Source organism: Streptomyces sp. WP-1 (assembly GCF_030450125.1).
In the GTDB taxonomy this organism is placed as follows: Bacteria; Actinomycetota; Actinomycetes; order Streptomycetales; family Streptomycetaceae; genus Streptomyces; species Streptomyces incarnatus.
On the sequence record NZ_CP123923.1, the window covers coordinates 7,321,605 to 7,346,031 of the forward strand.

The 24,427-nt window shown below is 73.1% G+C and carries 20 protein-coding genes; 7 read left to right on the forward strand and 13 right to left on the reverse strand.

Annotation, left to right across the window (positions count from 1 at the left end):
• Window positions 1–13: 13 nt before the first annotated feature.
• Entirely contained in the window at window positions 14–1,021 is a 1,008-nt protein-coding gene (locus tag QHG49_RS32570) for a Ppx/GppA family phosphatase (RefSeq protein WP_301492374.1), read from the reverse strand.
• A 230-nt stretch (window positions 1,022–1,251) separates the two neighbouring features.
• On the opposite strand from QHG49_RS32570, the gene QHG49_RS32575 reads away from it, so the two are divergent.
• The 5 genes from QHG49_RS32575 (at window position 1,252) to QHG49_RS32595 (ending at window position 10,498) form a co-directional block, all read left to right on the forward strand.
• Window positions 1,252–2,424, forward strand: a complete 1,173-nt coding sequence (locus QHG49_RS32575) for an NAD(P)/FAD-dependent oxidoreductase (protein ID WP_301492375.1) — start codon at window positions 1,252–1,254, stop codon at window positions 2,422–2,424.
• A 138-nt stretch (window positions 2,425–2,562) separates the two neighbouring features.
• On the forward strand, window positions 2,563–4,344 hold the full coding sequence (locus tag QHG49_RS32580) for an RICIN domain-containing protein (RefSeq protein WP_301492377.1): 1,782 nt from the start codon (window positions 2,563–2,565) through the stop codon (window positions 4,342–4,344).
• A gap of 380 nt (window positions 4,345–4,724) precedes the next feature.
• Window positions 4,725–7,265 (forward strand): discoidin domain-containing protein, encoded by a 2,541-nt coding sequence (locus QHG49_RS32585; protein ID WP_145484696.1) that lies wholly within the window; start codon window positions 4,725–4,727, stop codon window positions 7,263–7,265.
• 592 nt (window positions 7,266–7,857) lie between these two features.
• Window positions 7,858–10,122 (forward strand): catalase, encoded by a 2,265-nt coding sequence (locus tag QHG49_RS32590; RefSeq protein WP_301492378.1) that lies wholly within the window; start codon window positions 7,858–7,860, stop codon window positions 10,120–10,122.
• A gap of 133 nt (window positions 10,123–10,255) precedes the next feature.
• Window positions 10,256–10,498, forward strand: coding sequence for a chaplin (locus tag QHG49_RS32595; protein ID WP_145484699.1), 243 nt, complete (start codon window positions 10,256–10,258; stop codon window positions 10,496–10,498).
• A gap of 51 nt (window positions 10,499–10,549) precedes the next feature.
• Here the strand turns inward: QHG49_RS32595 and QHG49_RS32600 are convergent, their stop codons facing one another.
• From QHG49_RS32600 to QHG49_RS32655, 11 genes are all read right to left on the reverse strand, one after another.
• The gene (locus tag QHG49_RS32600; RefSeq protein WP_159707409.1) at window positions 10,550–12,217 is read right to left on the reverse strand and encodes a PP2C family protein-serine/threonine phosphatase; all 1,668 of its coding nucleotides are present in this window, start codon (window positions 12,215–12,217) and stop codon (window positions 10,550–10,552) included.
• Window positions 12,214–13,251, reverse strand: coding sequence for a SpoIIE family protein phosphatase (locus QHG49_RS32605; RefSeq protein ID WP_301492379.1), 1,038 nt, complete (start codon window positions 13,249–13,251; stop codon window positions 12,214–12,216). The genes QHG49_RS32600 and QHG49_RS32605 overlap by 4 nt, the downstream gene beginning before the upstream one ends.
• Window positions 13,248–13,694, reverse strand: a complete 447-nt coding sequence (locus tag QHG49_RS32610; RefSeq protein WP_159708855.1) for an anti-sigma regulatory factor — start codon at window positions 13,692–13,694, stop codon at window positions 13,248–13,250. The genes QHG49_RS32605 and QHG49_RS32610 overlap by 4 nt, the downstream gene beginning before the upstream one ends.
• Window positions 13,694–14,074, reverse strand: coding sequence for an STAS domain-containing protein (locus tag QHG49_RS32615; protein ID WP_301492380.1), 381 nt, complete (start codon window positions 14,072–14,074; stop codon window positions 13,694–13,696). Before QHG49_RS32615 ends, QHG49_RS32610 begins: the two co-directional genes overlap by 1 nt.
• Complete coding sequence (locus QHG49_RS32620; RefSeq protein WP_370530540.1) at window positions 14,071–14,967, reverse strand: STAS domain-containing protein; 897 nt, start codon at window positions 14,965–14,967, stop codon at window positions 14,071–14,073. Before QHG49_RS32620 ends, QHG49_RS32615 begins: the two co-directional genes overlap by 4 nt.
• Before the next feature lie 383 nt (window positions 14,968–15,350).
• Window positions 15,351–16,532: an acyltransferase gene (locus QHG49_RS32625; protein WP_145484706.1), complete on the reverse strand. Its 1,182-nt coding sequence runs from the start codon at window positions 16,530–16,532 to the stop codon at window positions 15,351–15,353.
• Window positions 16,533–16,835: 303 nt separating this feature from the next.
• On the reverse strand, window positions 16,836–19,175 hold the full coding sequence (locus QHG49_RS32635; protein WP_370530541.1) for an MFS transporter: 2,340 nt from the start codon (window positions 19,173–19,175) through the stop codon (window positions 16,836–16,838).
• The gene (locus QHG49_RS32640; protein ID WP_370530594.1) at window positions 19,172–19,645 is read right to left on the reverse strand and encodes a MarR family winged helix-turn-helix transcriptional regulator; all 474 of its coding nucleotides are present in this window, start codon (window positions 19,643–19,645) and stop codon (window positions 19,172–19,174) included. Before QHG49_RS32640 ends, QHG49_RS32635 begins: the two co-directional genes overlap by 4 nt.
• Window positions 19,646–19,808: 163 nt before the next feature.
• Complete coding sequence (locus QHG49_RS32645) at window positions 19,809–20,228, reverse strand: hypothetical protein (protein WP_159707415.1); 420 nt, start codon at window positions 20,226–20,228, stop codon at window positions 19,809–19,811.
• Window positions 20,229–20,373: 145 nt separating this feature from the next.
• Window positions 20,374–20,595: a ferredoxin gene (locus tag QHG49_RS32650; RefSeq protein ID WP_145484710.1), complete on the reverse strand. Its 222-nt coding sequence runs from the start codon at window positions 20,593–20,595 to the stop codon at window positions 20,374–20,376.
• 7 nt (window positions 20,596–20,602) lie between these two features.
• The gene (locus QHG49_RS32655) at window positions 20,603–21,793 is read right to left on the reverse strand and encodes a cytochrome P450 (RefSeq protein WP_145484712.1); all 1,191 of its coding nucleotides are present in this window, start codon (window positions 21,791–21,793) and stop codon (window positions 20,603–20,605) included.
• Window positions 21,794–21,928: 135 nt separating this feature from the next.
• Here QHG49_RS32655 and QHG49_RS32660 point away from each other — a divergent pair, with 135 nt between their 5' ends.
• Window positions 21,929–22,672: a TetR/AcrR family transcriptional regulator gene (locus tag QHG49_RS32660; protein ID WP_370530542.1), complete on the forward strand. Its 744-nt coding sequence runs from the start codon at window positions 21,929–21,931 to the stop codon at window positions 22,670–22,672.
• A 127-nt stretch (window positions 22,673–22,799) separates the two neighbouring features.
• Here QHG49_RS32660 and QHG49_RS32665 read toward each other — a convergent pair whose 3' ends face one another.
• Window positions 22,800–23,468, reverse strand: coding sequence for a TetR family transcriptional regulator (locus tag QHG49_RS32665; protein WP_159707417.1), 669 nt, complete (start codon window positions 23,466–23,468; stop codon window positions 22,800–22,802).
• A 69-nt stretch (window positions 23,469–23,537) separates the two neighbouring features.
• Between QHG49_RS32665 and QHG49_RS32670 the strand changes: the two genes are divergently transcribed.
• Entirely contained in the window at window positions 23,538–24,419 is an 882-nt protein-coding gene (locus QHG49_RS32670) for an SDR family NAD(P)-dependent oxidoreductase (RefSeq protein WP_145484715.1), read from the forward strand.
• Window positions 24,420–24,427 lie beyond the last annotated feature (8 nt).

Genomic DNA, 24,427 nt, shown 5'->3' on the forward strand with positions numbered 1-24,427 from the left:
ACCCTCCCGCGCGCTACGCAAAAGGCCCGACGCTCCGCAGCGACACCGCCGAGGACGACGCCCCGAGGGGAGAGGCGCCCGCGGTCCGCGTCCACCAGTCGGCGCCGTCCTCGATGTAGCGCAGCAGGATGCCCTCGCGGATCGCCCACGGGCAGACCACGGCCCGGCGCAGCCCCATCAGCTTCAGGGCCGTGTGCCCGACGACGGCACCGGCCAGGCTCTGCGCGGCACGCGGCGCGGAGATGCCGGGCAACTGGGCGCGCTCGGCGGCGGGCAGCGCGGCCAGGGTGCGCGCCGCCTCGCGCAGGTCCCGGCGCCGCAGCGCGCGCGGCTCGAACGGGCCGAACCGCCCCGGCGCGGCCCCGCACAGCCGGGCCAGCTGCTGGAACGTACGGGAGCTGACCGCGGCGGTGCGCGGCGACTCCCACCGTATCCGCGCCGCCACGTCCCGCAGCTCGTGCCGGATCCGGCGGCGCAGCTCCTTCAACTCGCCCGCCCCGGGCGGGTCCTGCACATCCAGGTACTCCCGGGTCAGCCGGCTCGCGCCCAGCGGCAGCGAGGCCGCGAAGTCGGGCAGCCGGCCCCGCCCGAACGCCACCTCCAGCGAGCCCCCGCCGATGTCGAGCAGCGCGAGCGGGCCCGCGTTCCAGCCGAGCCAGCGGCGGGCCGCCAGGAACGTCAGCTCGGCCTCGGTCTCGCCCGGCAGGGTGCACATCCGGATCCCGGTGCCGGCCGCCACCCGCTCCAGCACCTCCGTCCGGTTCGGCGCGCCCCGTACCACGGTGGTGGCGAACGCCAGCGGCCCCGCGGCCTTCCACCGCAGCGCCGTGTCGCCCGCCTCGGCCACCGCCGCCACCAGCCGCTCCACCGCCTCCTCACCGATCGTGCCGTCCACGCCGACCTGTTCGGACAGGCGCAGCTTCCACTTGACGGTGTGCACCGGCAGCGGAACACCCCCCTCCACATCGGCGATCATCAGTCGGACCGTGTTCGATCCCGCGTCCACCACACTCACCCGCATGGCCGGGTCCGTACCCACTGGGGGCGCCGGAACGCCTGCCCCCGAGGGGCGGTCGTGCGCACACCACGCCCCGGCGGGCGGCTCCCGGGGCACTCCCGGCACCCGCCGGCGCGCGAGGGCGGGACGGCCGCCCCTGTCCCGCCCCTGTCCGGATCCGTGCCCCACCCGCCGCCCACGCCCCACGGCTGTACTTGGATGGTCGTCACCACTGTCGGCATGGGGAGCGGCACATGACCGGTACGGAAGCGATCAGGGTCCTGGTGATCGGCGGCGGCATCGCGGGCAGCGCCGCCGCCCTGGGCCTGCGCCGCGCGGGCTTCGACGTGCGCGTCTTCGAGGCGCACTCCGGCGCGGACCAGGACATCGGCGCCTTCCTCACCCTGGCGAGCACCGGCATGCGCGCCCTGGCCCAGCTGGACGCCACCCGGGCCGTGACGGCCATCGGTTTTCCGCTGACTTCGCTGCGGCTGCTGGACGCGGCGGGCGCCGAACTGGCCCATGTCCCGCTCGGCGAGGTCGCCGAACCCGATCTGCGCTACCGCTGTCTGCGCCGCGGCGAGCTGAACTCCGCGCTCCAGCAGGAGGTTTCGGCGCGCGGCATCCGCCTCACCCACGGCGCCCGGCTGACCTCGGTGACCGACGGGCCGTACGGCGTCACCGCGCGTTTCGCGGACGGCAGTACCGCCACCGGCGACCTGCTGATCGGCGCCGACGGCGTGAACTCCGCCGTCCGCCGCGCCCTCAGCCCCGAGATCCGGCCCGGCTACGCGGGACAGCGCGTCTTCTACGGCCGCACACCCGGCACCCCGGGCACGGCGGCCGGCGGCGTCATCACCATGGTGCGCGGCAGCGAGAGCGCCTTCGGGTACGCGCAGGCGCCGACGGGGGAGGCGTACTGGTTCGCGCGCGTCGGCGGCGATCCGCTGCCCGAGCGGGGGCCGGGCGCGCGCAGCGCCGTACCGCGCGAGGAACTGCTGCCCCTGCTGCGGAAGGACAGCACACCCGCCGCCGCGCTGGTCGCCGCCTGCCCGGGCCCCGTCATGGTCACCAACGCCACCGAGATGCCGCTCGGCGCCCGCTGGCACACCGGCAGGGTGCTGCTCGTCGGCGACGCGGCCCACGCGGCGTCCCCGGCCACCGGGCAGGGCGCCTCGACGGCGCTGGAGGACGCCGTCGTGCTCGCCAAGGCGCTGCGCGATCTGCCGGACACCGCCCGCGCGTTCGCGGCGTACGAGCGGCACCGGCGCCCGCGGGTGGAGCACAACATCACCGTCAGCGGCGGCATCTCCCGAGGCACCCACGCCCCCGCCCGCCCCGCCGGGCCGGACCACCGCCCCGACCACCGGGACGACGCGCTGATCCGCCGACTGGCCTGGGACACACCGCTGTCCGAGGAGGGCTGAGCGGGCCGGTCCGCGCGCGAAAGTGCAAGAGGCGGCGCACGGGAGTCCATTGCCGGGACACCGCCGGGGGTTGATCGTTCCGTGGGACCGGCCCGCCGGTATCCCCTCCGGCATCACCTTCGGCAACGAGGAGCATCCGTGCGACTGTTGAGCAGAGCGGGCGGCGCCGCGGCCGCGGCCGTCGCCCTCGTCCTGGGCGGCGCCACCGCTTCCCCGGCGTCCGCCGCCCCCGCCTACACCGTCACCGTGGGCATCCCGGTGCCCTTCCCGTACCCCACGGACACCCCCGCGAGCCCCTTCCTCGACCGGGACGGCACCTTCCACTACCAGCAGTCCGCCGCCCTGTACGGCGCGAACGACCCGCGCAGCTGGGACTTCTACACCGGCACCGACTTCGACTCCGCCACCTTCGACACCGCGCTGAGCACCGCGGCGAACCCGTCCGACCCCGCCGACCGCAACGACGACACCACCGCCCGGTGCGACAACAGCCCCACCGGCCGCGAGGCGAGCTACCCGCCGGCCGGATCGGGCTACTCCCAGAAGAACTACTGCGACCTGTCCGGCGTGTGGATCGACCCCGACACCGGCGACTGGTACGGCCTGGTCCACAACGAGTTCACCCCCCAGCCCTTCGGCGACGGGCTGCACTTCGACGCCGTCGACTACGCCGTCTCCACCGACCGGGGCCGCACCTGGACCATCGAGGACCACGTCATCACGTCCCCGTTCAGCACCGTGCGCGGGGACACGGCCGCCTTCCCGAACCAGACGTACGACTACGGCGACGGCGACCAGCGCCTGTTCGTGGACACCGCCTCCGGCTACTTCTACGTCTATTACGGCTCCCGGATCGTGGACAAGAAGGGCGGCTGGAAGGCGTTCTACGAGCACGTCGCCCGCGCCCCGATCGCCGCCAAGATGGCCCCCGGCTCCTGGCGCAAGTGGTACGACGGCGCCTGGTCCCAGCCCGGCACCGGCGGCAAGGAGAGCAACATCGTCCCCGTCGACGCCGACCACCCCACCGGGCACACCCCCGCGTCCGCCGAGTACGACCCGGCGAACACCGGCACCACGGCCGAGCAGATCGCGGCCGGCAAGACGCCCCCGACCTCCCCGCTGTTCGTGATGAACATCGCCTACGACGCCTACCTCGGGCTGTACATCGGCGAACCGCAGGCCGTCGACCAGAGCGGGAACGCGCCGCAGCACCTCTACGCCACCGACGACCTCGCCACCCAGAAGTGGCACCTGATCGGCGACACCGGCGGCTACACGAACGCCTCCTGGTACCGCTGGTTCCTCGACGGCGCGAACCGCACCAGCTCCTCGATCGTGGGCAGGACCGTCCGCTCGTACTGCGCCTTCGGCTGCGCGCACGGCGCCGACGGCGAGTACGTCGACCTCACCCTCGACTCCACCACGCCCGCGGCCCCGCCCGTGGCCACCGGGCACCGCTACCGGATCGCCGCGGGCACCGGCCGCGTCCTCGCCCAGAACCCCGGCGCCTCCTCCACCACCGCGGCCCGGTCCGCCTCCTCGGCCCGCGCCACCTGGACCTTCCGGCCCACCGGCGACGGCGCCTACACCGTGGCCAACGCGGCCACCGGCGCCCTGCTCGGCGTCGACTCCACCAGGACCGGGGACCGCGCCTGGGGCACCCGGCCGGCCGTCACCCCGCAGCGCGGGAAGAGCCCGGCCGCCGGACAGCAGTGGTTCCTGATCCCGGACGCCTCCCCGGCCGGCGCCTTCCACCTCGTCAACCGCTACAGCGGCCTCGTCCTCGGCCTGTCCGCCGACCCCGGGCGCGGCGCGGAGACCGTCCCGGTGCGCACCTGGACCGACCCCACCCACAGCGCCGTCGGCCGTGGCCGCACCGCCGCCGAGCAGACCCTCGCGCTCACCCCGGTACGAAGCTGACCTCCAAGGGCCCGCGCACGAGTGAGGCATTGGCCGCGCGGACGACGATCCACCCACGGGGAATCCGACGCCCGCCCGGCCGCGACCGCGGCCCGGGCGGGCGCCGCCGTCGTACGCGACCTCTACGGCGGACGGCTCGCGCGCCACGAGAAGGGCGCCAGGCACTTCGCCACCGAGGCCGGCCTCGCCGCCGGCTGGTCGGCCCCCTCGCGATGGCCGGGCGGCAGGGGCGAAAAGGGACGTGACGCGACGCCCCGAGCGGCACGCGGAAACGTTCGGCTCCCGAAGGCTTGTGCGGCATCCGTCTCGCCACTTAAATCAAAACGTGAACTAAGTAGTGAGCGATCGAGGTTCACCCACCTGTCTTCAGGGAGCCGCATATGAGATTCCGATCCGCGGGTGTCGCGCTGGCCGCCATGGCCGCGCTGATCACCCTGCCCCTCGGCCACGGCCGGGCCGTCGCGGCCGACACGCCGTTGTCCCAGGGGAAGACGGCCACCGCCTCCTCCGAGGAGAACTACGGCACCACCGCGGCCGACGCCGTGGACGGCGACACCGGGACCCGCTGGTCCTCCGCCGCCACCGACGCCCAGTGGCTCCAGGTCGACCTCGGCGCCACCGCCTCCGTCTCGCGCGTCGTCCTCGACTGGGAGGCCGCGTACGCGAAGGACTACAAGGTCCAGATATCGAAGGACGCCGTCAACTGGACCGACCTGAAGTCCGTCACCGGCTCCGACGGCGGCAACGACACCCTCGACGTCTCCGGCCAGGGCCGCTACGTCCGGATGCTCGGCGTGCACCGCGCCACCCAATGGGGCTACTCCCTCTGGGAGTTCCAGGTGTACGGCAGCACCGACACCGCGCAGCCCAGCTGCGGCACGGCGAACGCGGCCCAGGGCAAGCCGGCCGCCGCCTCCTCCACCGAGAACGCCGGCACCCCCGCCTCCGCCGCCTTCGACGGCAACACCGGCACCCGCTGGTCGAGCCAGGCGTCCGACCCGCAGTGGGTCCAGGTCGACCTCGGCTCCGTCCAGGACCTGTGCAAGGTGGATCTGAACTGGGAGGCCGCCTACGGCAAGAACTTCCAGATCCAGACGTCCACCGACGGCCAGAACTGGAGCACCCTCAAGAGCGTCACAGGCGCCACCGGCGGCACCGCCTCCTACGACGTCAGCGGCTCCGGCCGGTACGTGCGCGTCTACGGCACCGCCCGCGGCACCGGTTACGGCTACTCCCTGTGGGAGGTCGCCGTGCACACCGGCACCACCGGCACCCCGCCCGTGCAGGGCGGCGGCGACCTCGGGCCGAACGTCATCGTCGTCGACCCCTCCACGCCGAACCTCCAGCAGAAGTTCGACTCCGTCTTCGCCCAGCAGGAATCCGCCCAGTTCGGCACCGGCCGCTACCAGTTCCTGCTCAAGCCCGGCACCTACAACAACATCAACGCCCAGATCGGCTTCTACACCTCGATCTCCGGCCTCGGCCTCAACCCGGACGACACCCAGATCAACGGTGATGTCACCGTGGACGCGGGCTGGTTCAACGGCAACGCCACCCAGAACTTCTGGCGTTCGGCCGAGAACCTCGCCATCAGGCCCTCCAACGGGGACGACCGCTGGGCCGTCGCCCAGGCCGCGCCCTTCCGCCGCATCCACGTCGAGGGCGGCCTCAACCTCGCCCCGAACGGCTATGGCTGGGCCTCCGGCGGCTACATCGCCGACTCGAAGATCGACGGCACGGTCGGCCCGTACTCCCAGCAGCAGTGGTACACCCGCGACAGCTCGGTCGGCGGCTGGACCAACGGCGTGTGGAACATGACCTTCTCCGGCGTCCAGGGCGCGCCCGCCACCAACTTCGACAGCGGCCCGTACACCACGCTGGACAACACGCCCGTCTCCCGCGAGAAGCCGTTCCTGTACCTGGACGGCTCCACGTACAAGGTGTTCGTCCCGTCCAAGCGCACCAACGCCCGCGGTGTCTCCTGGCCGAACACGCCGGGCACCTCCCTCCCGCTCGACCAGTTCTACGTCGTCAAGCCGGGCGCGACCGCGGCCACCATCAACGCGGCCCTCGCCCAGGGCCTCAACCTCCTGTTCACCCCGGGCGTCTACCACCTCGACCAGACCATCAACGTGACCCGCGCGAACACCGTGGTCCTCGGCCTCGGGCTCGCCACCCTGGTCCCGGACAACGGCGTCGACGCCATGCACGTCTCCGACGTCGACGGCGTCAAGCTGGCCGGTCTGCTGATCGACGCCGGATCCGTCAACTCCGACACGCTCCTGCGCATCGGCGACCCCGGCGCGAGCGCCGACCACGCCGCGAACCCGACCACCGTGCAGGACGTGTTCTTCCGCATCGGCGGCGCCGGACCCGGCCTCGCCACCAACTCGCTGGTGGTCAACAGCGACGACACGATCATCGACCACACCTGGATCTGGCGCGCCGACCACGGCAGCGGCGTCGGCTGGACCACCAACCGCGCCGACTACGGTCTGCGGGTCAACGGCGACGACGTCCTCGCCACCGGCCTGTTCGTCGAACACTTCAACAAGTACGACGTCTACTGGAGCGGAGAGCGCGGGAGGACCATCTTCTTCCAGAACGAGAAGGCGTACGACGCCCCGAACGCCGCCGCCATCACCCACGACGGCATCACCGGCTACGCGGCCTACAAGGTCGACGACTCGGTCACCACGCACGAGGCCTGGGGCCTGGGCAGCTACTGCAACTACACGGCCGACCCCTCGATCGTGCAGGCCCACGGCTTCCAGGTGCCGACGGGACCCGGCATCAAGCTGCACGACCTCCTGGTGATCTCCCTCGGCGGCAACGGCCAGTACGCCCACGTCGTGAACAACACCGGAGCGGCCACCTCGGGAACCAGCACCGTCCCCTCCAAGGTGACGTCCTTCCCGTAACCCGCCACACCCCGGGACCGGGCGGTTCCACCGGTCCGGTCCCGGGACCCACTGTGTGCCCGGAGCGCCCGCGCGCCCCGGGCACCCTGCGCTCCTGTGTTCCGGCGCCCCGCTCTCCGCCGAACAGGTGCCCGCCGAGCGTGCCGCCGCCCACGGCCGAACCCCGGACCGCACCGGAGCCCGTACCACCCGACCGGTCCCGAGCCGTGCCTGACCGGCCCTGTCGACCTGCGCCGGACCGGGCCGGCCCCTAGGGTGTCGTATGCGGGCGGCCGGGTGCTGCCCTTTCCCGGGTCAAGAAGCCGGCCCCTGACGAACACGCCCTCGGCAAGGGGGACTTGACCCTGCCCGAGCGGTCCCCGGGACCGGACCAGCGCGTCCGGCGGGCCAGCTGTCCCGGCAACGCGACGGGAGACGGTCCGACTTCACCCCGGCCGGTGATCCCCCGATTCCCGGCTTCGGACGCCCCGGCCCGGGGACCTCGGTACACGGCCGGCCCACCCCCCCTTTGCTCACTCCTGGCCGCAATGGTTCGGCCATCGCGTCCCGCCGCGCCGGACCCCGTCCCGTGATCAGCGAAGGAATGGAACTGATGAGCGAGAAGAATCCCCTGAAGCGAGCGGCGGACGCCCTGAAAGGCGCGGGCAAGGGGCCGGAAGAGGGCATCCCCGGCAAGCCGGGCACCGAGTCGCCGCCGGTCGCCGAGCCGGTCGGGGCCCGTGAGCCGCTGCCCCCCAAGCCCGACCAGACCGGCCCGGACACCGTCTCGCCGACCGGCCAGCCCACCGGCGCCGACCAGGCCCGGATGGCCCAGAGCGGCAGCTACCTCACCAACGCGCAGGGCACCCGCCTCGCCGACACGGACCACTCCCTGAAGGCGGGCCCCCGGGGCCCGGTCCTCCTCCAGGACCACCATCTGCGCGAGAAGGTGATGCACTTCGACCACGAGCGCATCCCGGAGCGCGTGGTGCACGCCCGCGGCTCCGCCGCCCACGGCGTCTTCCGCAGCTACGGCACGGCGGCGAACGTCACCAAGGCCGCCTTCCTCGCCGAGGACGTCGAGACCCCGGTGTTCGTACGCTTCTCCACGGTCCTCGGCTCCCGGGGCTCCGCCGACACCGTCCGCGACACCCGCGGCTTCGCCACGAAGTTCTACACCAGCGAGGGCGTCTTCGACCTGGTCGGCAACAACATCCCGGTCTTCTTCATCCAGGACGCGATCAAGTTCCCGGACGTCATCCACGCGGGCAAACCGCACCCCGACCGGGAGATCCCGCAGGCACAGAGCGCCCACGACACTTTCTGGGACTTCGTCACCCTGCACACCGAGGCCACCCACCACACCCTGTGGAACATGTCCGACCGGGGCATCCCGCGCTCCCTGCGCACCATGGAGGGCTTCGGCGTCCACACCTTCCGCCTGGTCGACGCGGCCGGTGAGACCACCCTGGTGAAGTTCCACTGGAAGCCGAAGCTGGGCGTGCACTCCCTGGTGTGGGAGGAGGCACAGATCATCAGCGGCGTGGACCCCGACTTCCACCGCCGGGACCTCGCCGACGCGATCGAGGCGGGCGCCCACCCCGAATGGGAGTTCGGCATCCAGGTCTTCCCCGACACCCCCGACCAGACCTTCGAGGGCATCGACCTGCTGGACCCGACGAACATCGTCCCCGAGGAACTGGCCCCGGTGCAGCCGATCGGGCTGCTCACCCTCGACCGCAACCCCTCGAACTTCTTCGCCGAGACCGAGCAGGTCGCCTTCCACGTCGGCCACCTCGTCCCCGGCATCGACATCACCGACGACCCGCTGCTGGCCGGCCGGCTCTTCTCCTACCTGGACACCCAGATCACCCGACTCGGCGGCCCCAACTTCCCGCAGATCCCGATCAACCGGCCGCACGCACCCGTCAACGACATGCTGCGCGACGGCCTCCACCAGACCGCCGTGCACCGGGGCGTCGCCCCCTACCGCCCCAACTCCCTCGACGGCGGCTGCCCGTTCACCGCGGGCGCCGACCTGGGCGCCTATGTCGAGGCGCCGGTACGGGTGCCGGAGGCGACCAAGGTCCGCGCGGCGCCGGAGTCGTTCGCCGACCACTTCAGCCAGCCGCGCCGGTTCTGGCTCAGCATGAGCCCGGTGGAGCGCGAGCACATCATCGGCGCCTACACCTTCGAGCTTGCCAAGTGCTACGAACAGGCCATCCGGAAAAGGGCGTTGCAGGTCCTCGCCAACATCGACCCCGAGCTGTGCGCGGGCGTCGCCGACGGGCTCGGTCTGACCGCCCCCGAGCCCACCGGGCCGCTCGCGGACGTCGAGCCCAGCCCCGCCCTGTCCCAGCTCGGCCGCACCTGGCCCACCGACGGCCGGACCGTCGGCATCATCACCGGCGAGGACGGCGACCTCGACGGCGTGGCGGCCGTCCGCCGGGCGGTGCTGGACGGCGGCATGGTCCCCCTCGTCATCGCGCCCAAGGGCGGCGAACTCGGCTCCGGCGACGGCGCCCTGACCGTGCAGCGGACCTATGCCACCGCCCGCTCCGTGGAGTTCGACACCCTGCTGGTGGCGGGCATCCCGGGCGTCGGCGAGGACGCGTACGGCGCCCGCGACGCCAAGGCCGGGCTGCCCTCCGTCCCGTCCACCGCCGACCCCCGGGTGGGGCTGCTGCTGACGGAGGCCTACCGGCACGGCAAGGCCATCGGCGCCGCCAAGGGCGGCCAGGAGTCACTGGAGGCCGCCGGCATCCCGCTCGACGCCCCCGGGGTGATCGTCGGCGACGACGCGAGCGCGGTGCTCCGGCAACTCGTCGGGCTGCTGGGCGCGCACCGGGTCTGGGAGCGCTTCCCGTCCGCCGCCTGAGCAGACACCGGCCCCGGCACGGGGTGGTTCCCTCCGAAGGGGGCCACCCCGTCGGCGTATCCGGAGAGGCGAAGCCCCCGGGGGCCGGGTGTGATGGTGCTTGTCCCTACCGCTCGACCAGTAAGGCAGATTCATGCGTATCCGCAGCATCGCCACAACGGCCGTACTCGCAGGCGTCTTTGCGCTGGGCGGCACCGCCAGCGCCTTCGCGGCCGACCCCGACCCGACGACCGGCACGGCCGTCGGCAGCCCGGGTCTCCTGTCCGGGGACGTCATCCAGGTCCCGATCCACATCCCCGTCAACGTCTGCGGTGACAGCATCGACATCATCGGGCTGCTGAACCCGGCCGCCGGGAACACCTGCGTCAACCAGTGAGCGCACGCCCGTGCGCCGGTTCCCCGTCCCGGGTACCGGCGCACGGGCGCGTCAGACGGCGGTGCGGCAGAGCAACAGACAGATGTCGTCGTCGTGTTCGGAGTCCCGCAGCATCGGTTCGAGCAGCGCGTCGGCCGCCCCGTCCAACCGCTCCAGCTCCGCCGCGCCGAGCGTGCCCAGCGCGGTCGCCAGCCGCTCTATGCCCGCGTCGATCCCGGCGGAGCGGCGCTCCACCAGACCGTCCGTGTAGAGCGCGAGCGTGGCACCGGCCGGCAACTCCTCGTGGTGCTCCTCGTACTCGTAGGGCACCGGGACCCCGAGCATGATCCCCGGCTTGGCGTCCAGCACCCGCACCTCGCCCCCGGGCCCGCGCACCAGCGCGGGCGGATGCCCGGCCGCCGCCCACACCACTCCGGGCTCACCCGGTGTGAACCGGGCGATGGCACAGGTCGCGTACAGCTCCGGCTGCTGATGGCGCAGCATCCGGTGCAGCAGGGTGAGGATGCGGGCGGGCCCGTTGCCCTCGACCGCGTAGGCGCGCAGCGCGGTACGCAACTGGCCCATGATCACCGCGGCCCGCAGCCCGTGCCCGGTGACGTCCCCGATCACCGCCAGCACACTGCCGTCGGGCCCCGGGAACGCGTCGTACCAGTCGCCGCCGATGTTCAGGCCGTGCGTGGCGGGCAGATAGCGGGCCGCGAGGGCGAGCCCCGTTGTGTCCGGCAACTCGGTGAGCTGGGCGCGCTGGAGAGCCTCGGCGACGTCCCGGTGCTGCTCGTACTGGCGGGCGTTGTCCAGCGCGATGCCCGCCCGCCGGGCCAGCTCCAGCAGCATCACGGCGGTGTCCGGCGCGAACCGCTCGCCGGGCGCCGAGAGGGTCAGCACACCCTGCGCGGTGCGCGCGCCGAGCGGCAGGCACAGCAGCGGCCGGTCGGGGGAGAGCGCCGAGGCCGGCAGATCGTCCACCCCGGGCAGCCCGCCGGGCCGCGGCCCCGCGTGCTGGGGGCGCCCGGTGCGGGCCGCCGTCACCGCGGCCGCGGCCCGTTCGGCCGGCGGGGTCCGCTCGTCGTCCACCAGCCATACGTCCACGTGCCGGGCGTACTCCGGCACGAGGAGCTTGGGCAGCCGGCGCAGGATGTCCTCGTGGTCGAGGGAGGCGTTGAGGGACGCGCTGGCGTCGGCGAGGAAGGTCAGCAGCCGCCGGGCGTTCTCCGCCTCCGCGCGCGCCGCCCGCTCGGCGTCCAGCAGCTCCCGCTGCGCCAGCGCGGCCGCCTCCAGCTCCGCGTGCAGCGCGAGCACGCCCTGGTTGGTCTGGTGCAGCTCCTCGCGGTGGAACCGGACCAGCTCCTCCGCCTCGTCCAGACCGGCCAGGACGACGGCGGTGTCCTCGCCCGCGCCGAGCAGCGCCTCGGCGAGGTCCGCCTCGGCCAGGTCGTCCGGCCGGGGCAGCGGCCGGGGCAGGGGAGCGGAACAGGCCAGCGTGTGCCGCCAGGGCTCGGTGCCGTCCAGCGCGATGTGCAGGTCCTGCCCGGCGGTCACGGTCAGCCGCTGCCGCCGCCCCTCCCGGCAGGGCCGCAGCAGGGCGGTCAGCGCGGCGAGGAAACGGGCGCGGTCCCGCGCCGGCACCCCCGCGTCCGCCGTGAGCCGCGCCAGCAGGGCACGGGCACGGGCCGCGTCGACGGGGCCGTTCAGGGTCCAGGTGTCGCAGGTCGTGGTCATGGGCGCGGGTCCGGGGCCAGTACGGCGACGCTGGTGTCGTCGCGGAGGGGGCGGGCGGGGCTGCCGGCGTCCCGCAGGACGGTCGCGGCCAGCACCGACGGATCGTGGGCGAGCAGCCGGGGGTCCTCGGGCGGGGTCCAGCGGCTGGGCAGCCCGTCACTGTGCAGCACGAGCAGACTGTCGCGGTGCCAGGGCGCCCGGCGCAAGGGGACATGCGCGGGGAAGTACGCCCCGACGATCCCCGGGTGCGACACCAGCGACGTCCACCCGTGGGAGGTGCGCAGCCGGGCCCCTATGTTGCCGACCCCGGCGAAGGCGAGTTCCCCCTTCACCGTGTCCACCTGGGCCACGCCGATCGCGGCTCCCCGGGTGGGGCGCAGGGCGGTGTGCAGCCGCCGCAGGATCTCCTGGGGCGGCGACTGCACGGCCCGCCGCAGCTCGGTGACCGCCGCGCCGGACGCGTGCCCGGCCTTGGGCCCGTGCCCGAGCCCGTCCGCGAGCAGCAGGGTCACCAGCCCCTCGTGGCGCACGCACTCCCAGGCGTCACCGCAGGCCTCGGCCCGGTCGAGCGATACGACGACGCCGCCGGCCGAGGGACCTTCGAGCGCCCGGTGGACCCGCGCGCGCTCCGGGTCGATCCGTGCCGTCGCCACCGTGCCCCGGCCCGGGGCGCCGTACAGCTGGAAGGCGTCGGCCTTGCGCAGACAGCTGCCGAGGCCCGCGCCGAGGGAGGGCTCGGCGGTGGTGCAGCCGTCGCGCAGGGCCGCGGTGACATCGGCGATGCCCGGACCATGGTCCAGCGCGAACAGCCGTACCGACGTCCCCGTACCGGACGGCGCTGTCACCAGGTTGACCACCAGGGTGCCGCCGCCCGCGTGCCGGAGCAGATTGGTGGCCAGCTCGGTGGCCACCAGCTCCCCGGCCGCCGTACGCTCCGGATTCAGCCCCGCCTGCCCGCACGCCTCGCGGACCGCCGTGGCGGCGTCCCGGACGCGGGTGGAGTCGTGCACCGGGACCTCCCACACGCGGCTCATCCCAGCCCCGATCGCGAGGAGGGCACCTGGGCGACCCAGGCGGTGGCGGTGACGGTCGTGCCGCGGCCCGGCTCGGTGTCCACGCTGAACTCCTGCACCAGCCGCTTGGCACCGCTGAGCCCGAGGCCGAGGCCGCCGCCGGAGGTGTAGCCGTCGGTCATGGCCAGCTCCAGATCGCGGATGCCGGGGCCGCTGTCGACGAAGCTCATCCGCAGGCCGCGGGCCCGGCCGTTGTCCAGCGGGGTGATCTCCGCGTGGCCGCCACCGCCGTGCACCAGGGTGTTGCGGGCCAGCTCGCTCGCCGCCGTGACCAGCTTCGTCTGCTGGACCAGCCCGAATCCGAGGGCCGCCGCGCACTGCCGCACCTGCTGCCGCACCCAGGCCAGATCCGCGTCCGAACCGATGGGCACGGTGGTCGCGGACGCCTGGCCGGACGGCTGCATCATCTCCCCCTCTGGGACAGCACTTCCATGGCCCGGTCGACGTCCGGCGCGGTGGTCAGACCGGGCAGCGCCAGCCCCAGTTCGACCAGGGTGATCGCGACGGCGGGCCGCATCCCGGCGAGGACGGTGCGGGCGGCGAGCAGCCGGGCGGTGGAGGCGATCTCCGCGAGCACCCGGCCGAGGAAGGAGTCGACGATGTCCACTCCGGAGATGTCGATGACCACCCCGGTCACGCCGGTGGCGGCGATGCGGTGGCTGAGGTCCTGCTGCAACTGCTCGGCGAGGCCGTCGTGCAGTTCGCCCTGGAGCGAGACGAGCAGTATGCCGCCCAGGGCGAGTACCGGCACCGGGGCCGGATGGACGGGGGCGGGTTCGGTCACCGGGCGTTCGCACCCGTCTGCGCGCGGGAGACCTCGATGCCCTGCCGGCTGAGCGCGTAGGCCAGCGCGTCGGCGAGCGAGGCCCGGGTGAGCACCGAGCCCAGGTCGATGCCGAGCTGCACGATCGTCTGCGCGATGGCCGGCCGGATACCGGAGACGATGCACTCGGCCCCCATCAGCCGCGCCGCGGCCACCGTCTTCATCAGGTGCTGCGCCACCAGCGAGTCCACCGTGGGCACACCGGTGATGTCCAGGATGGCGTACCGGGCGCGCTGCTCGACGATGGCCTCCAGCAGCGACTCCATCACGACCTGGCTGCGGGCGCTGTCCAGGGTCCCGATCAGCGGGACGGCGACGGTGTGCTCCCACAGCTTGATGACGGGGGTGGCCACTTCGAGCAGCTGCTGGCGCTGCCGCTCGATCAGCTCCGCGCCCGCGTCCAGGGCGGTCTCCATCACGACCAGGCGCAGGGTGCCCAGCAGCAGGGTCAGCGCCAGCGCGCTCTCCTGGGCCTGCGGGGCGGCCGGGTCGGCGAACTCCTCGCGCAGCAGATCGACGGCGGGGGCGCGCAGCGCGGCCACCTCGTCGGCGATCCCGGACGGTGTCGCACCGGTGCGGGCCCGGTTCTGTGTCATCCGGGCCAGCTGCTCGCGCACCGGTGCGTACCCGGGGGCGGCGGTGTCCTCCAGGCGTCCGCTGACGGCCACGTCGGACAGCGCGTCCACGACCGCCTTGCTGGCCTCGACGGCCTCGTCCCGGGAGACCGTGAACACCGACCTGAACAGGGGCGCGTCGGCCCAGCGCTGGGCGATCTGCTCCCGGCGCCGCTCCAGGAAGGAACCCACCGATCGCGGCGCCGACGCTGCCGCGTCCTGGTCCTCCGGCACTGTCACACTCTCCTCTCGCCCGCCCGGGAGCCGCCGGCCGGCGGCTGATCCTCACCGTTCCGGCACCCTAGCCCCGGCCGCCCGGCCGGGCCAACCCGAGAAGGCCGCTGACGTGCCAACTCCTCGTATTTCACGGCGAGTTCACACCAACAGCCGACCCGGTGACAGCCGTCCCGGCGGTGGCCCCCGCGCCGGTGCGGCGCGGCTGCCGGGTGGCCGTCTACCCCGGATCGCGCCGGAGTCTCCCGACTGTTGCGAATGTCACCCTCGCGGGTGCACATCCGTCACTCCCGTGACCGGGCGGCGGGAGGTGTTCCGGCAGCGCGTCGCAACCGAGCCCGCAGCCGGGGTCCAGGCACGGCAGCGGGCTCGTGTCCGGCCCTGCCCCCTCAGTCCCGCGCGCCCGCGGGGGCCTCGCGGCGGGCCGGCACGGGATCGGGCTGTGGCTTCGCCGAGGACCGCCGGCGGCGCAGCAGCAGCCGTCGGGCCGGGCACTCGACCCCCTCGTACAGCACCCAGGACAGCCCGAGCGAGACGGCGAACGCGGCGGCGGTGACCGCGAGCCCCGCGAGGGCGCCGAAGTGGGGCTTGGTGCCCAGGATGTTGCTGCTGGCGCGCAGTACGAGCAGATGGATCATGTAGAAGGCGAACGACAGTTCCCCGAGCCGCACCAGGCGCCGGTGCCGCCACAGGGACGGCAGCCCGTTCAGGTCGGCGACGGCGGCCGCCGGGATGAGCAGGGCGAACCCGGTGAGCGTGCACACCGTGGCGGAATAGCCGGGGGTGACCTGGGGCACGAGGAAGTAGCCGATGATCGCCAGCGCGAGGGACGCCTCCAGGCCCGGCCCGCGCCACCGGCCGAGCAGCACCAGCCGGGCGGTGACCGCGCCGAGCACGAACTCGGGCAGCCGCGCGGCGGGGAACGAGTAGAGCGTGTACGTCCACCAGTGGTGCGCGTCCGACCAGGCCAGCACCAGCACCGAGGCCGCCGACAGGGCGCCGAGCGCGGCCGACGCGCGTGCGCCGAGGTGGCGCAGCAGCAGGATCAGCAGCGGGAAGGAGGCGTAGAAGAACGCCTCGCAGGCGAGCGACCAGCTGACCGGGTTGAGCGTCTGCCACCAGGGGTGCCACCAGGAGTGCAGCAGCAGCACGTTGGCGAGCGCGGGCTTCGGCGTGGGGTTGCCCTGGTGCGCCAGGGTGAGGGCCATCAGCAGGGCCACGGCGAGGGTGACGAGGTGCACCGGGTAGATCCGGGCGATGCGCCGCCGCCAGAAGGCGAGGGGTCTGTCACCGGGCCGGGCCGACCAGGTCAGGACGAAGCCCGACAGGACGAAGAAGAACGACACCCCGGTGGCACCGGCACCGAACCCCCAGTTGACCAGGTGGCCGCCGGTGCCACCGAAGTAGCCGAAGTTGTTGACGTGCGTTCCGAACACCAGCAGTGCCGCCATCCACCGCAGCCCCGTCAGGGACGGCAGGGAGGGAGTGGCGACGGGTGGGACCCGGGCGTTCGTCGTGCCGGTCGGGGCGAGCGGCGTCGTCCGGAGCGCCCGGGTCGTCGCCGTGGTCATCGAATCACCTGCCGCAGAGGGTGGTTGGCGTGGGTAATGAAGGAGACTGCTGCCCGCTTCTCCCCGTTCCATCAGGTCACATGTCGAACATCACACAGATGCCGAACGAGGCAACCCCTCCCGCGCCACGGACGGCACACCCCGCTACACCCGTACGAGCGACATGGTCTCCACCGCTTGGCTGTGTGCCCGGGTGGCTGGAAATCGCTGGCCCAACTCGTCCCCGGCGAGGCCGACATGTCGCGCGTGCGCATGCGAAGGGGGCACGGTTCCGCGAACCGCGCCCCCTTCGGTCACCGGACGTCAGTCGGTGTCGTGGTCGCCCACATCGAGGTCCACCTCGCAGGAGTTGCCCTCGCCCAGGGTCACGTCCGCGAGGACGGGGCCGTAGCCGGAGGTGACGACGGTGTAGGCGCCCGGGGCCAGGTTCTGGAGGGTGTAGGTGCCGTCCGGGTCCGTCGCGGCCGTGGCGACCACCTCGCCCGAGGCGCTGAGCAGGGTGATCTGCGCGTCCGGGACCGGCGCGCCGGTCTGCTCGTGGCGCACCGTGCCGTGGACCTGGCCGAGGCCCGCCAGCGTCACGTCCGGTACGACGGGACCGGCCTCGGCGTCCAGTTGCACGGCCTTCGGATGGTGCCCGGTGGCCGAGACGACCAGGGTGTACGACGACGGTTCCCTCGGCGTCAGTTCGTACGTGCCGTCCTCGGCGGTGCTGGCCAGCGCCCGCTGCCGTCCGGAGCGGTCGACCAGGGTGAGGGTCGCGCGGGCGACGGGCCGGCCGGTGCTGTCGTGGACCCGGCCGCGCAGCACACCCGTCGGCGGCGTGGTCGTGGCCTCGGTGGTGGCGGCGGACGGCTCCGGTGCCGTCCCGGCCGGTGCCGTCCCGGCCGGTGCCGGGGACGGTGAGCCCGCCGTCACCGTCTCCGGCCGGCGGCCGCGGATCAGTGAAGCGCCCGCCGCCGCCAGCGACATCGCGATGGCGAGGGAGAAGACCACGACCAGGCCGTCGTGGAACGGCTGGGAGATCAGGTGGGGGAAGAACTCGCGGCCGGTGAGATGCGCCGCGGCCGACGGGGACAGATGGCTCAGGATGTCCGGGCCGAGCAGGTGCTGGATCGGATTGTAGCCGAGGAACGCGGCGAACAGGACCCCGACCGGCGGGAGTTGGGACACCGTGTGCGCGGCGCCCGCGGGCACGCCCTGGGCCGTCAGTCCGGTGGTGAGGGTGTCGGGGAGGGTCCCGGCGAGACCCGCGACCATGAGCGAGAAGAACACGCCCATGGACAGCACCATGCCCGCGTTCTGGAAGGTGGCGCGCATGCCGGAGGCCGCGCCGCGGGCGTCGGCCGGCACGCTGGACATGATGATCGCCGTGTTGGGGGCGGCGAACAGACCGCCGCCGAGCCCGTTGAGGAAGATCAGCGCGGCGAACACCCAGTACGAGAAGTCGCTCGGCAGGACCAGCAGTCCGGCGAACGACACCGCCATCACCAGGAAGCCGCACGCCGCGAACAGCCGCGCCCCGAACTTGTCCGACAACGCGCCCGACAACGGCCCGGCGAGCAGGAACCCGATGGTCAGCGGGAGCATGTAGATGCCCGCCCACAGGGGTGTGTCGGCGTAGTCGTACCCGTGCAGCGGCAGCCAGATGCCCTGGAGCCAGATGATCAGCATGAACTGGAGCCCGCCCCGGGCGATCGCGCCGAGCAGGGTCGCGGCGTTGCCGCCGGCGAAGGCCGCGTCTCGGAACAGCCGCAGCGGGAACATCGGTTCGGAGACCTTGGCCTCCACGACGCAGAAGACCACGAGCATCACGGCCCCGCCGATCAGGCCGGCCAGCACCCAGGGGTTGGTCCAGCCCATGGTGTGGCCGCCGTACGGCTGGATGCCGTAGGTGATCCCGGCGAGCAGCGCGGTCAGGCCGATGGCGAAGGTGATGTTGCCCCACCAGTCCATCCGCCCCGGCCTGCGGATGCCGGTCTCGTGCAGCGACTTGTACGCCCACACCGTGCCGATCAGTCCGATGGGCACGTTGACCCAGAAGATCGAGCGCCAGTTCCAGGTGACCAGCACACCGCCGAGCACCAGGCCGAGGAACGAACCGGCGATACCGGCCACCATGTTGACGCCGAGCGCCATGCCGCGCTGGCGCGCCGGGAAGGCGTCGGTGAGGATCGCCGCCGAGTTGGCCATCAGCATCGAACCGCCGACGGCCTGCACGATGCGCCAGCCGATCAGCCACAGCGCGCCGCTGCCGCCGTGGAAGGGGTCGAGCGAGAGGACCACCGAGGTGATCGTGAAGATCAGGAAGCCCGCGTTGTAGATGCGGACCCGGCCCATCATGTCGCCGAGCCTGCCGAGCGCCACCACCAGCACCGCGGTGACGAGCATGTAGCCCATCAGCATCCACAGCAGATAGCTGACGTTGGCGGGCTCCAGCGGATCCAGGCGGATGCCGGTGAAGATGCCGGGCAGCGAGATCAGCACGATCGAGCTGTTGATCGTGGCGATCAGCATGCCCACGGTGGTGTTGGTCAGCGCCACCCATTTGTAGCCGGGATGGTCCGCGCCGATCCATCCGCGTCCGCGGTGCCGCCCGGTCGTGGAGGCGCCGGGTATGCGGTCGGTCTCCTTGGTCGTCATCGGTCGCTCCCGGTGTCAGGCCGTTCGGGCTGAAGGGCGGGCTGGGCGGGCTGAGGAGGCTGGGCGCTCCTGGCGGTGTCGCTGAGCATGCGCTGCACGAGCGGGGCGACGACGCGCATGGCGTCGGCGAGCGCGCGCCGGTCGTCGTCCGGAAGGCCGGCCATCAGATCGGCCAGGCGTGCGTCGCGTGACCGCCGGCGGGCGGCGAGCACCTCCCGCCCGGCGTCCGTGACCGCGATCAGCGTCACCCGGCCGTCCACCGCGTCATCGACGCGCATGACCAGGCCCTGGCGCTCCAGCCGCTGCACCAACTGGGTCATGGACGGCTGGGCCACGCCCTCCGCCGCCGCGAGGAGCGTGAGCCGGACCGGGCCCTCGCGTTCCAGTCGCGCCAGGGTGGAGGCGGCGGTGAAACTGAGGTCCCGGTGATCCGTCACGACCCTGATCACGGCCGATGCCGTCTCCGCCAGTGACTGTGCGGTCTGCTGCACGTCCGCATCTCTGTGAGAGTGATCCACACTCTTTAAGTATCACCCGCCTATATAGGAACCCTATGAAAATCTTCGTAAGAACTTCCGGACATGCGAGTGCCGGGACGGCGAGGCCGTCCCGGCACGGGTGAAAAGCGGTCGCTCAGCCGACGGTGACCTCGAAGACCGGGGACGCCGTGCCGCCGCTGACCATGCGCAGATCGTTCTTGCCCTTCTGGCCCAGCTCGACGCGCAGCGCGTAGGAGCCACCGCTGTTGACGGGCGTGGACGCCGGCAGGGCGACCCACTTGCCGTGCTGCTTCTGCTGGAGGGTCACCTTGCTGCCCGCCTTGATGCCGGTGGTCTTGCCGGTGATCCGGAACAGCGTCCAGGCGCGCACCGAGGTCACCGACGGCGTGGCCGTGATGGCGGGCTCGGCGGTCGCGGCCGTGCGGGCGGCGGCGGGAGCCGCGGTGCGGACGGCCGGGGTGGCGGCCATCGCCGTGCCCGCGAGGGCGAGGGAGGTCGCGCCCAGGACGCCGACGACGGCAACGCGCAGGGAACGCCGCTTCGTGACCATCATGAATCTGTCCTTTTCTGTGGTGAGTTCGACTGTTCACGCCAAAGGAGAGGAACATGCCGATTGGCGCGGTCACTTGGAACGACGTCACCACGGGCGCGGGCGTTCACTGATGGTTTGTCCCCGTCTTGTAACAGCCGGTCCGGCGTCACTCCCGGGGCCCGATCTCCGTCCCGTCGGCGTCCCGGACGGTGATGGCCTGCATCGGGCAGATGTCCGCCGCGTCCAGGGCGGGTTCGACGCCCTCCGGGATCTGCTCGCGCACCGGACGCGCGTGGTCGCCGTCGACGACGAACAGGTCCGGCGCGGTCCCGGCGCACATGCCGGAGCCCATGCACTGGCCCCGGTCCACACTCAGTCGCCAGCTCATCGCCGCCTCACCAGCTCACCGGCATCACGCGGGGCCCGCGCACCAGCATCTCGGTCTTCCAGGTGATGTCGCCCGCGACGCGCAGCCCGGGGAAGCGGGCCACCAACGCCCCGATGGCCTCCTGGAGTTCGAGCCGGGCGAGGGGCGCGCCCAGGCAGTGGTGCACGCCGTGGCCGAAGCCGAGATGCGCGTTGCCGCCGCGGGTGATGTCGAGCGCCCCGGCCTCGGTGAAGCGCAGCGCGTCCCGGTTGGCCGCCCCGATGGCGACCAGCACCGGCTCCCCGGCCCGCACCAGGGTGCCACCGACCTCGATGTCCTCCTTGGCGTACCGGGCCTGCCCGGCCCCGCTGCCCAGCGGCACGAACCGCAGCAGCTCCTCGATGGCCTGTGTGATCAGCGCGGGCTCCGCGCGCAGCTGGGCCAGCGCCCGCGGGTGATCGAGCAGGGTGAGCACGAAGTTGGGGATCTGGGTGGCGGTGGTCTCGTGACCGGCCACGAGGATGCCGACGCACAGATCGACCAGTTCCAGCTCCGACAGCCGGTCGCCGTGGTCGCGCGCCTCGATCAGCGCCGTCATCAGGTCGTCCTGGGGCTCGGCGCGATGCGCGGCGATCAACTCGGCCATGTAGGCGCGCAGTTCCTCGCGGTTGCGGTCGAACTCCTCGGCGGTCAGCGAGCTGGTGGACAGCGCCGCGTCGCTCCACACCCGGAACTGGGGGCGGTCCCGCTCCGGCACCCCGAGCAGCCGGCAGATCACCGCCACCGGGATCGGCAGCGCGTAGCGGTCGACCAGGTCGACGGGCGGGCCCGCCGCCTCCATCGCGTCCAGCAGCGAGGTCGTCAACTCCCGGACCTGCGGCCGGAGTTTCTCCACCTGGCGCACGGTGAACGCCTTCGCCACCAGCGAGCGCAGCCGGGTGTGGTCGGGCGGGTCCATGCTGAGGATCCCGCTGTCCCGGCGGCCCTCGGAGGCCCGCGGCTCGTCGTGTTCGAGGCTCAGCGCACGGCTGAAACGCTGGTCGCCGAGGACCAGCCGGGCGTCCGCGTACCGGGTGGCGAGCCAGGCCGGCTCGCCGTACTGCATCCGCACGCGCAGCAGCCCAGGGGTGTCACGGGCGCGCTCGTACGCCTCGGACAGATCCAGGTCCTGGCCGGAGTTGAAGGGGTAGGCGAGGGGTGCGTGGTCGGTTGCCGTCACAGCTGTCTCCCTTGTGTAAGCACACGCTTACAACGCTAGGAGCTGCGCACCGGGCGCGCAACGACGCTAATCGGCCGTTACTCTGCGGGTCCCCGGCGCACGCGCGTCGGGCGCGGGGCGGCGAAGGAGCAGCGGGTGGACGGCGGCGAGTACACGCGGAAGACGCACCGGAGCGCCGGGGGCGCGCCGGACAGGGAGCCGCCGCAGCGCCCGCGCGATGCCCGGGAGACCCGCGCGCGCATTCTGCGGGCGGCCGGCGCGGTCTTCGCCGAGCGGGGGTACGAGGCGGCCACCGTCCGGGACATCGCCGCCCGCGCCGGGGTGAACCAGGCGCTCATATTCCGCTACTTCGGCTCGAAGAAAGCCCTGCTCACCGAGGTGATGGCGCAGGACGGCAAGGAGCAGGTGAGCACCACGCCCCCCGAGCTGCTGTTCGAGACCGCGCTGCGCGGCGTGCTCGCGGAGGGCGGCGGCGCCGACGCGGACCGGCTGGCCGTCTACCTCCGCTCCATCGGCAGCGCCGACGCCGCCCCGGAGACGGTCCGCGCGCTCGGCGAGGAGTACGCCGGTGCGCTCGCCGCGCTCTCCGAGGCGGAGGACGGCACCCTGCGCGCCCAGCTCGCCATGGCCTGGCTGCTCGGCATCGGCCTGATGCGGGTCGTCGTACGCCAGGAACCACTGGCGACCGCCGAACCGGACGCGATCTGCGCGCATGTCCTCACGGCCCTGGACCGGCTGCTTCCGGTGCTGCCGGACGGCGAGGCGGGGGCGAGGCCGGAAGCGGGGGCGGACGTGGGGCCGGAGGCGGGGGCGGACACAGGTCCGGGGGAGAGGGCGGGGGCCGGGCCGGGGGAGGAGCGGCCGGGCGTACGGCCGTAGGCGTCGCGGTACGACCTCGGGCGCGGGCGGAGCCGAACGCGCCCCGGACTCGGCCACAGGTCGCGTGGAATCCGCCCGCCCCTCCCCGCGCTGAACGAGACCGGAGCAAATCCCCCGGCCCCCGCGCTCAGGTCGCCGCCGCCGACTCCGCCCCGACCCCCGTGAGATACGCGCTGAGCACCCGGTCGAGCCGCGGTTCCACCTCCACCACCGCGTGGCCGAGCCGGGGGTCGCTCAGATACAGCTCGCGCAGGCGCGGGCCCGGTGTGGCCATCTGCCACAGGGCCCCGGCGAGGCTGGTCGCGGTGGCGATCGTGTCGACGCTCTCCTGCTCGTCCAGGCCGAGCAGCCGGCCCAGCTCGCCGCCGATCAGCTCGACCTCCTTGAGGGTGACGAGCTTGAAGGAGCGCACCGACTCGATCGACACGTTCCGCTCCAGGTTCAGCGGCGCCTGCGCGAGCAGGTCGCAGAACATGGGCCGCGCCGCCAGCGTCCCCGCGAGGACGGCCGCGACCTCGGCGGATGTCGCCCGCTCCCGGCGTCCCAGGTCCGCACGGAGTGCGGCGGACCACTCCCGCCAGCCCTCCGCGGTCAGCGCGAGGAAGATCTGCTCCCGCGTCTCGAAATAGCGCAGCAGCGCCGACTTGTGCATGCCCACGGCCGCGGCGATGTCCGTGAGGGTGACGTCCCGCACCCCGCGCACCCGGCCGAGCGTCCGGGCGGCGTCCAGGATCGCCGCTTCCCGTGCCTGTTTGGCCTCGGCACTGCGCGCACGCTGAAAGGCAGGCTCACTCATGCAGGACATCATAGGAAGATTTAGCGCAACGGCGTTGCGCTAATAAGAGAACGGTGTTTCACTAACGGTATGAGTACACAGGATCCCCAGGTCTGGTTCATCACCGGTTCGTCGCGCGGCTTCGGCCGCGCCCTGGTCGACGCCGTGCTTGCGGCCGGCGACCTGGTCGTCGCCACCGCCCGCCGCCCCGACACCCTCGCGGCGGACCTCGCCGAGTACGGCGACCGCGTGCTGCCCCTCGCCCTGGACGTCACCGGCCCGGACGCGGCACGCGCGGCCGTCGAGGCGGCCGTGGCCCGCTTCGGGCGCATCGACGTGCTGGTGAACAACGCGGGGTACGCGAACGTGTCGCCCATCGAGACGACCGAGGACGACGACTTCCGCGCCCAGTTCGAGACCAACTTCTGGGGCGTCTACCACGTCACCAAGGCCGCGCTCCCCGTCCTGCGCGCGCAGGGTGCGGGCACCGTCGTGCAGTTCTCCTCGATCGGCGGCCGGGTCGGCGGCTCGCCCGGCATCGCGTCGTACCAGGCGGCCAAGTTCGCCGTGGACGGTTTCAGCCGGGTGCTGGCCGCGGAGACCGCGCCGTTCGGGGTGCGGGTCATGGTGGTCGAGCCGAGCGGCTTCGCCACCGACTGGGCCGGCTCCTCGATGACCGTCCACGACGTCCCCGAGGCGTACGACGCGACCGTGGGCGCGATGAACCGGCTGATGCGGCAGAACACGGCCGGCGCGGCCGGGGACCCGCGCCGCGCCGCCGAGATCATCGTCCGCACGGTGCGGCGCGGCGAGGTCCCGGGCCACCTCCTGCTCGGGGTGAACGCCGCGACCATGGCGCTGGACCACTCCCGCCGGCAGCTCGCCGAGGCGAGCGCCTGGGAGAAGGTGAGCCGCTCGGCCGACTTCGGCGAGCCCTACCCGGTGCCGCTCCCGTCGCAGGAGGCCGTCTGAGCCCGGGC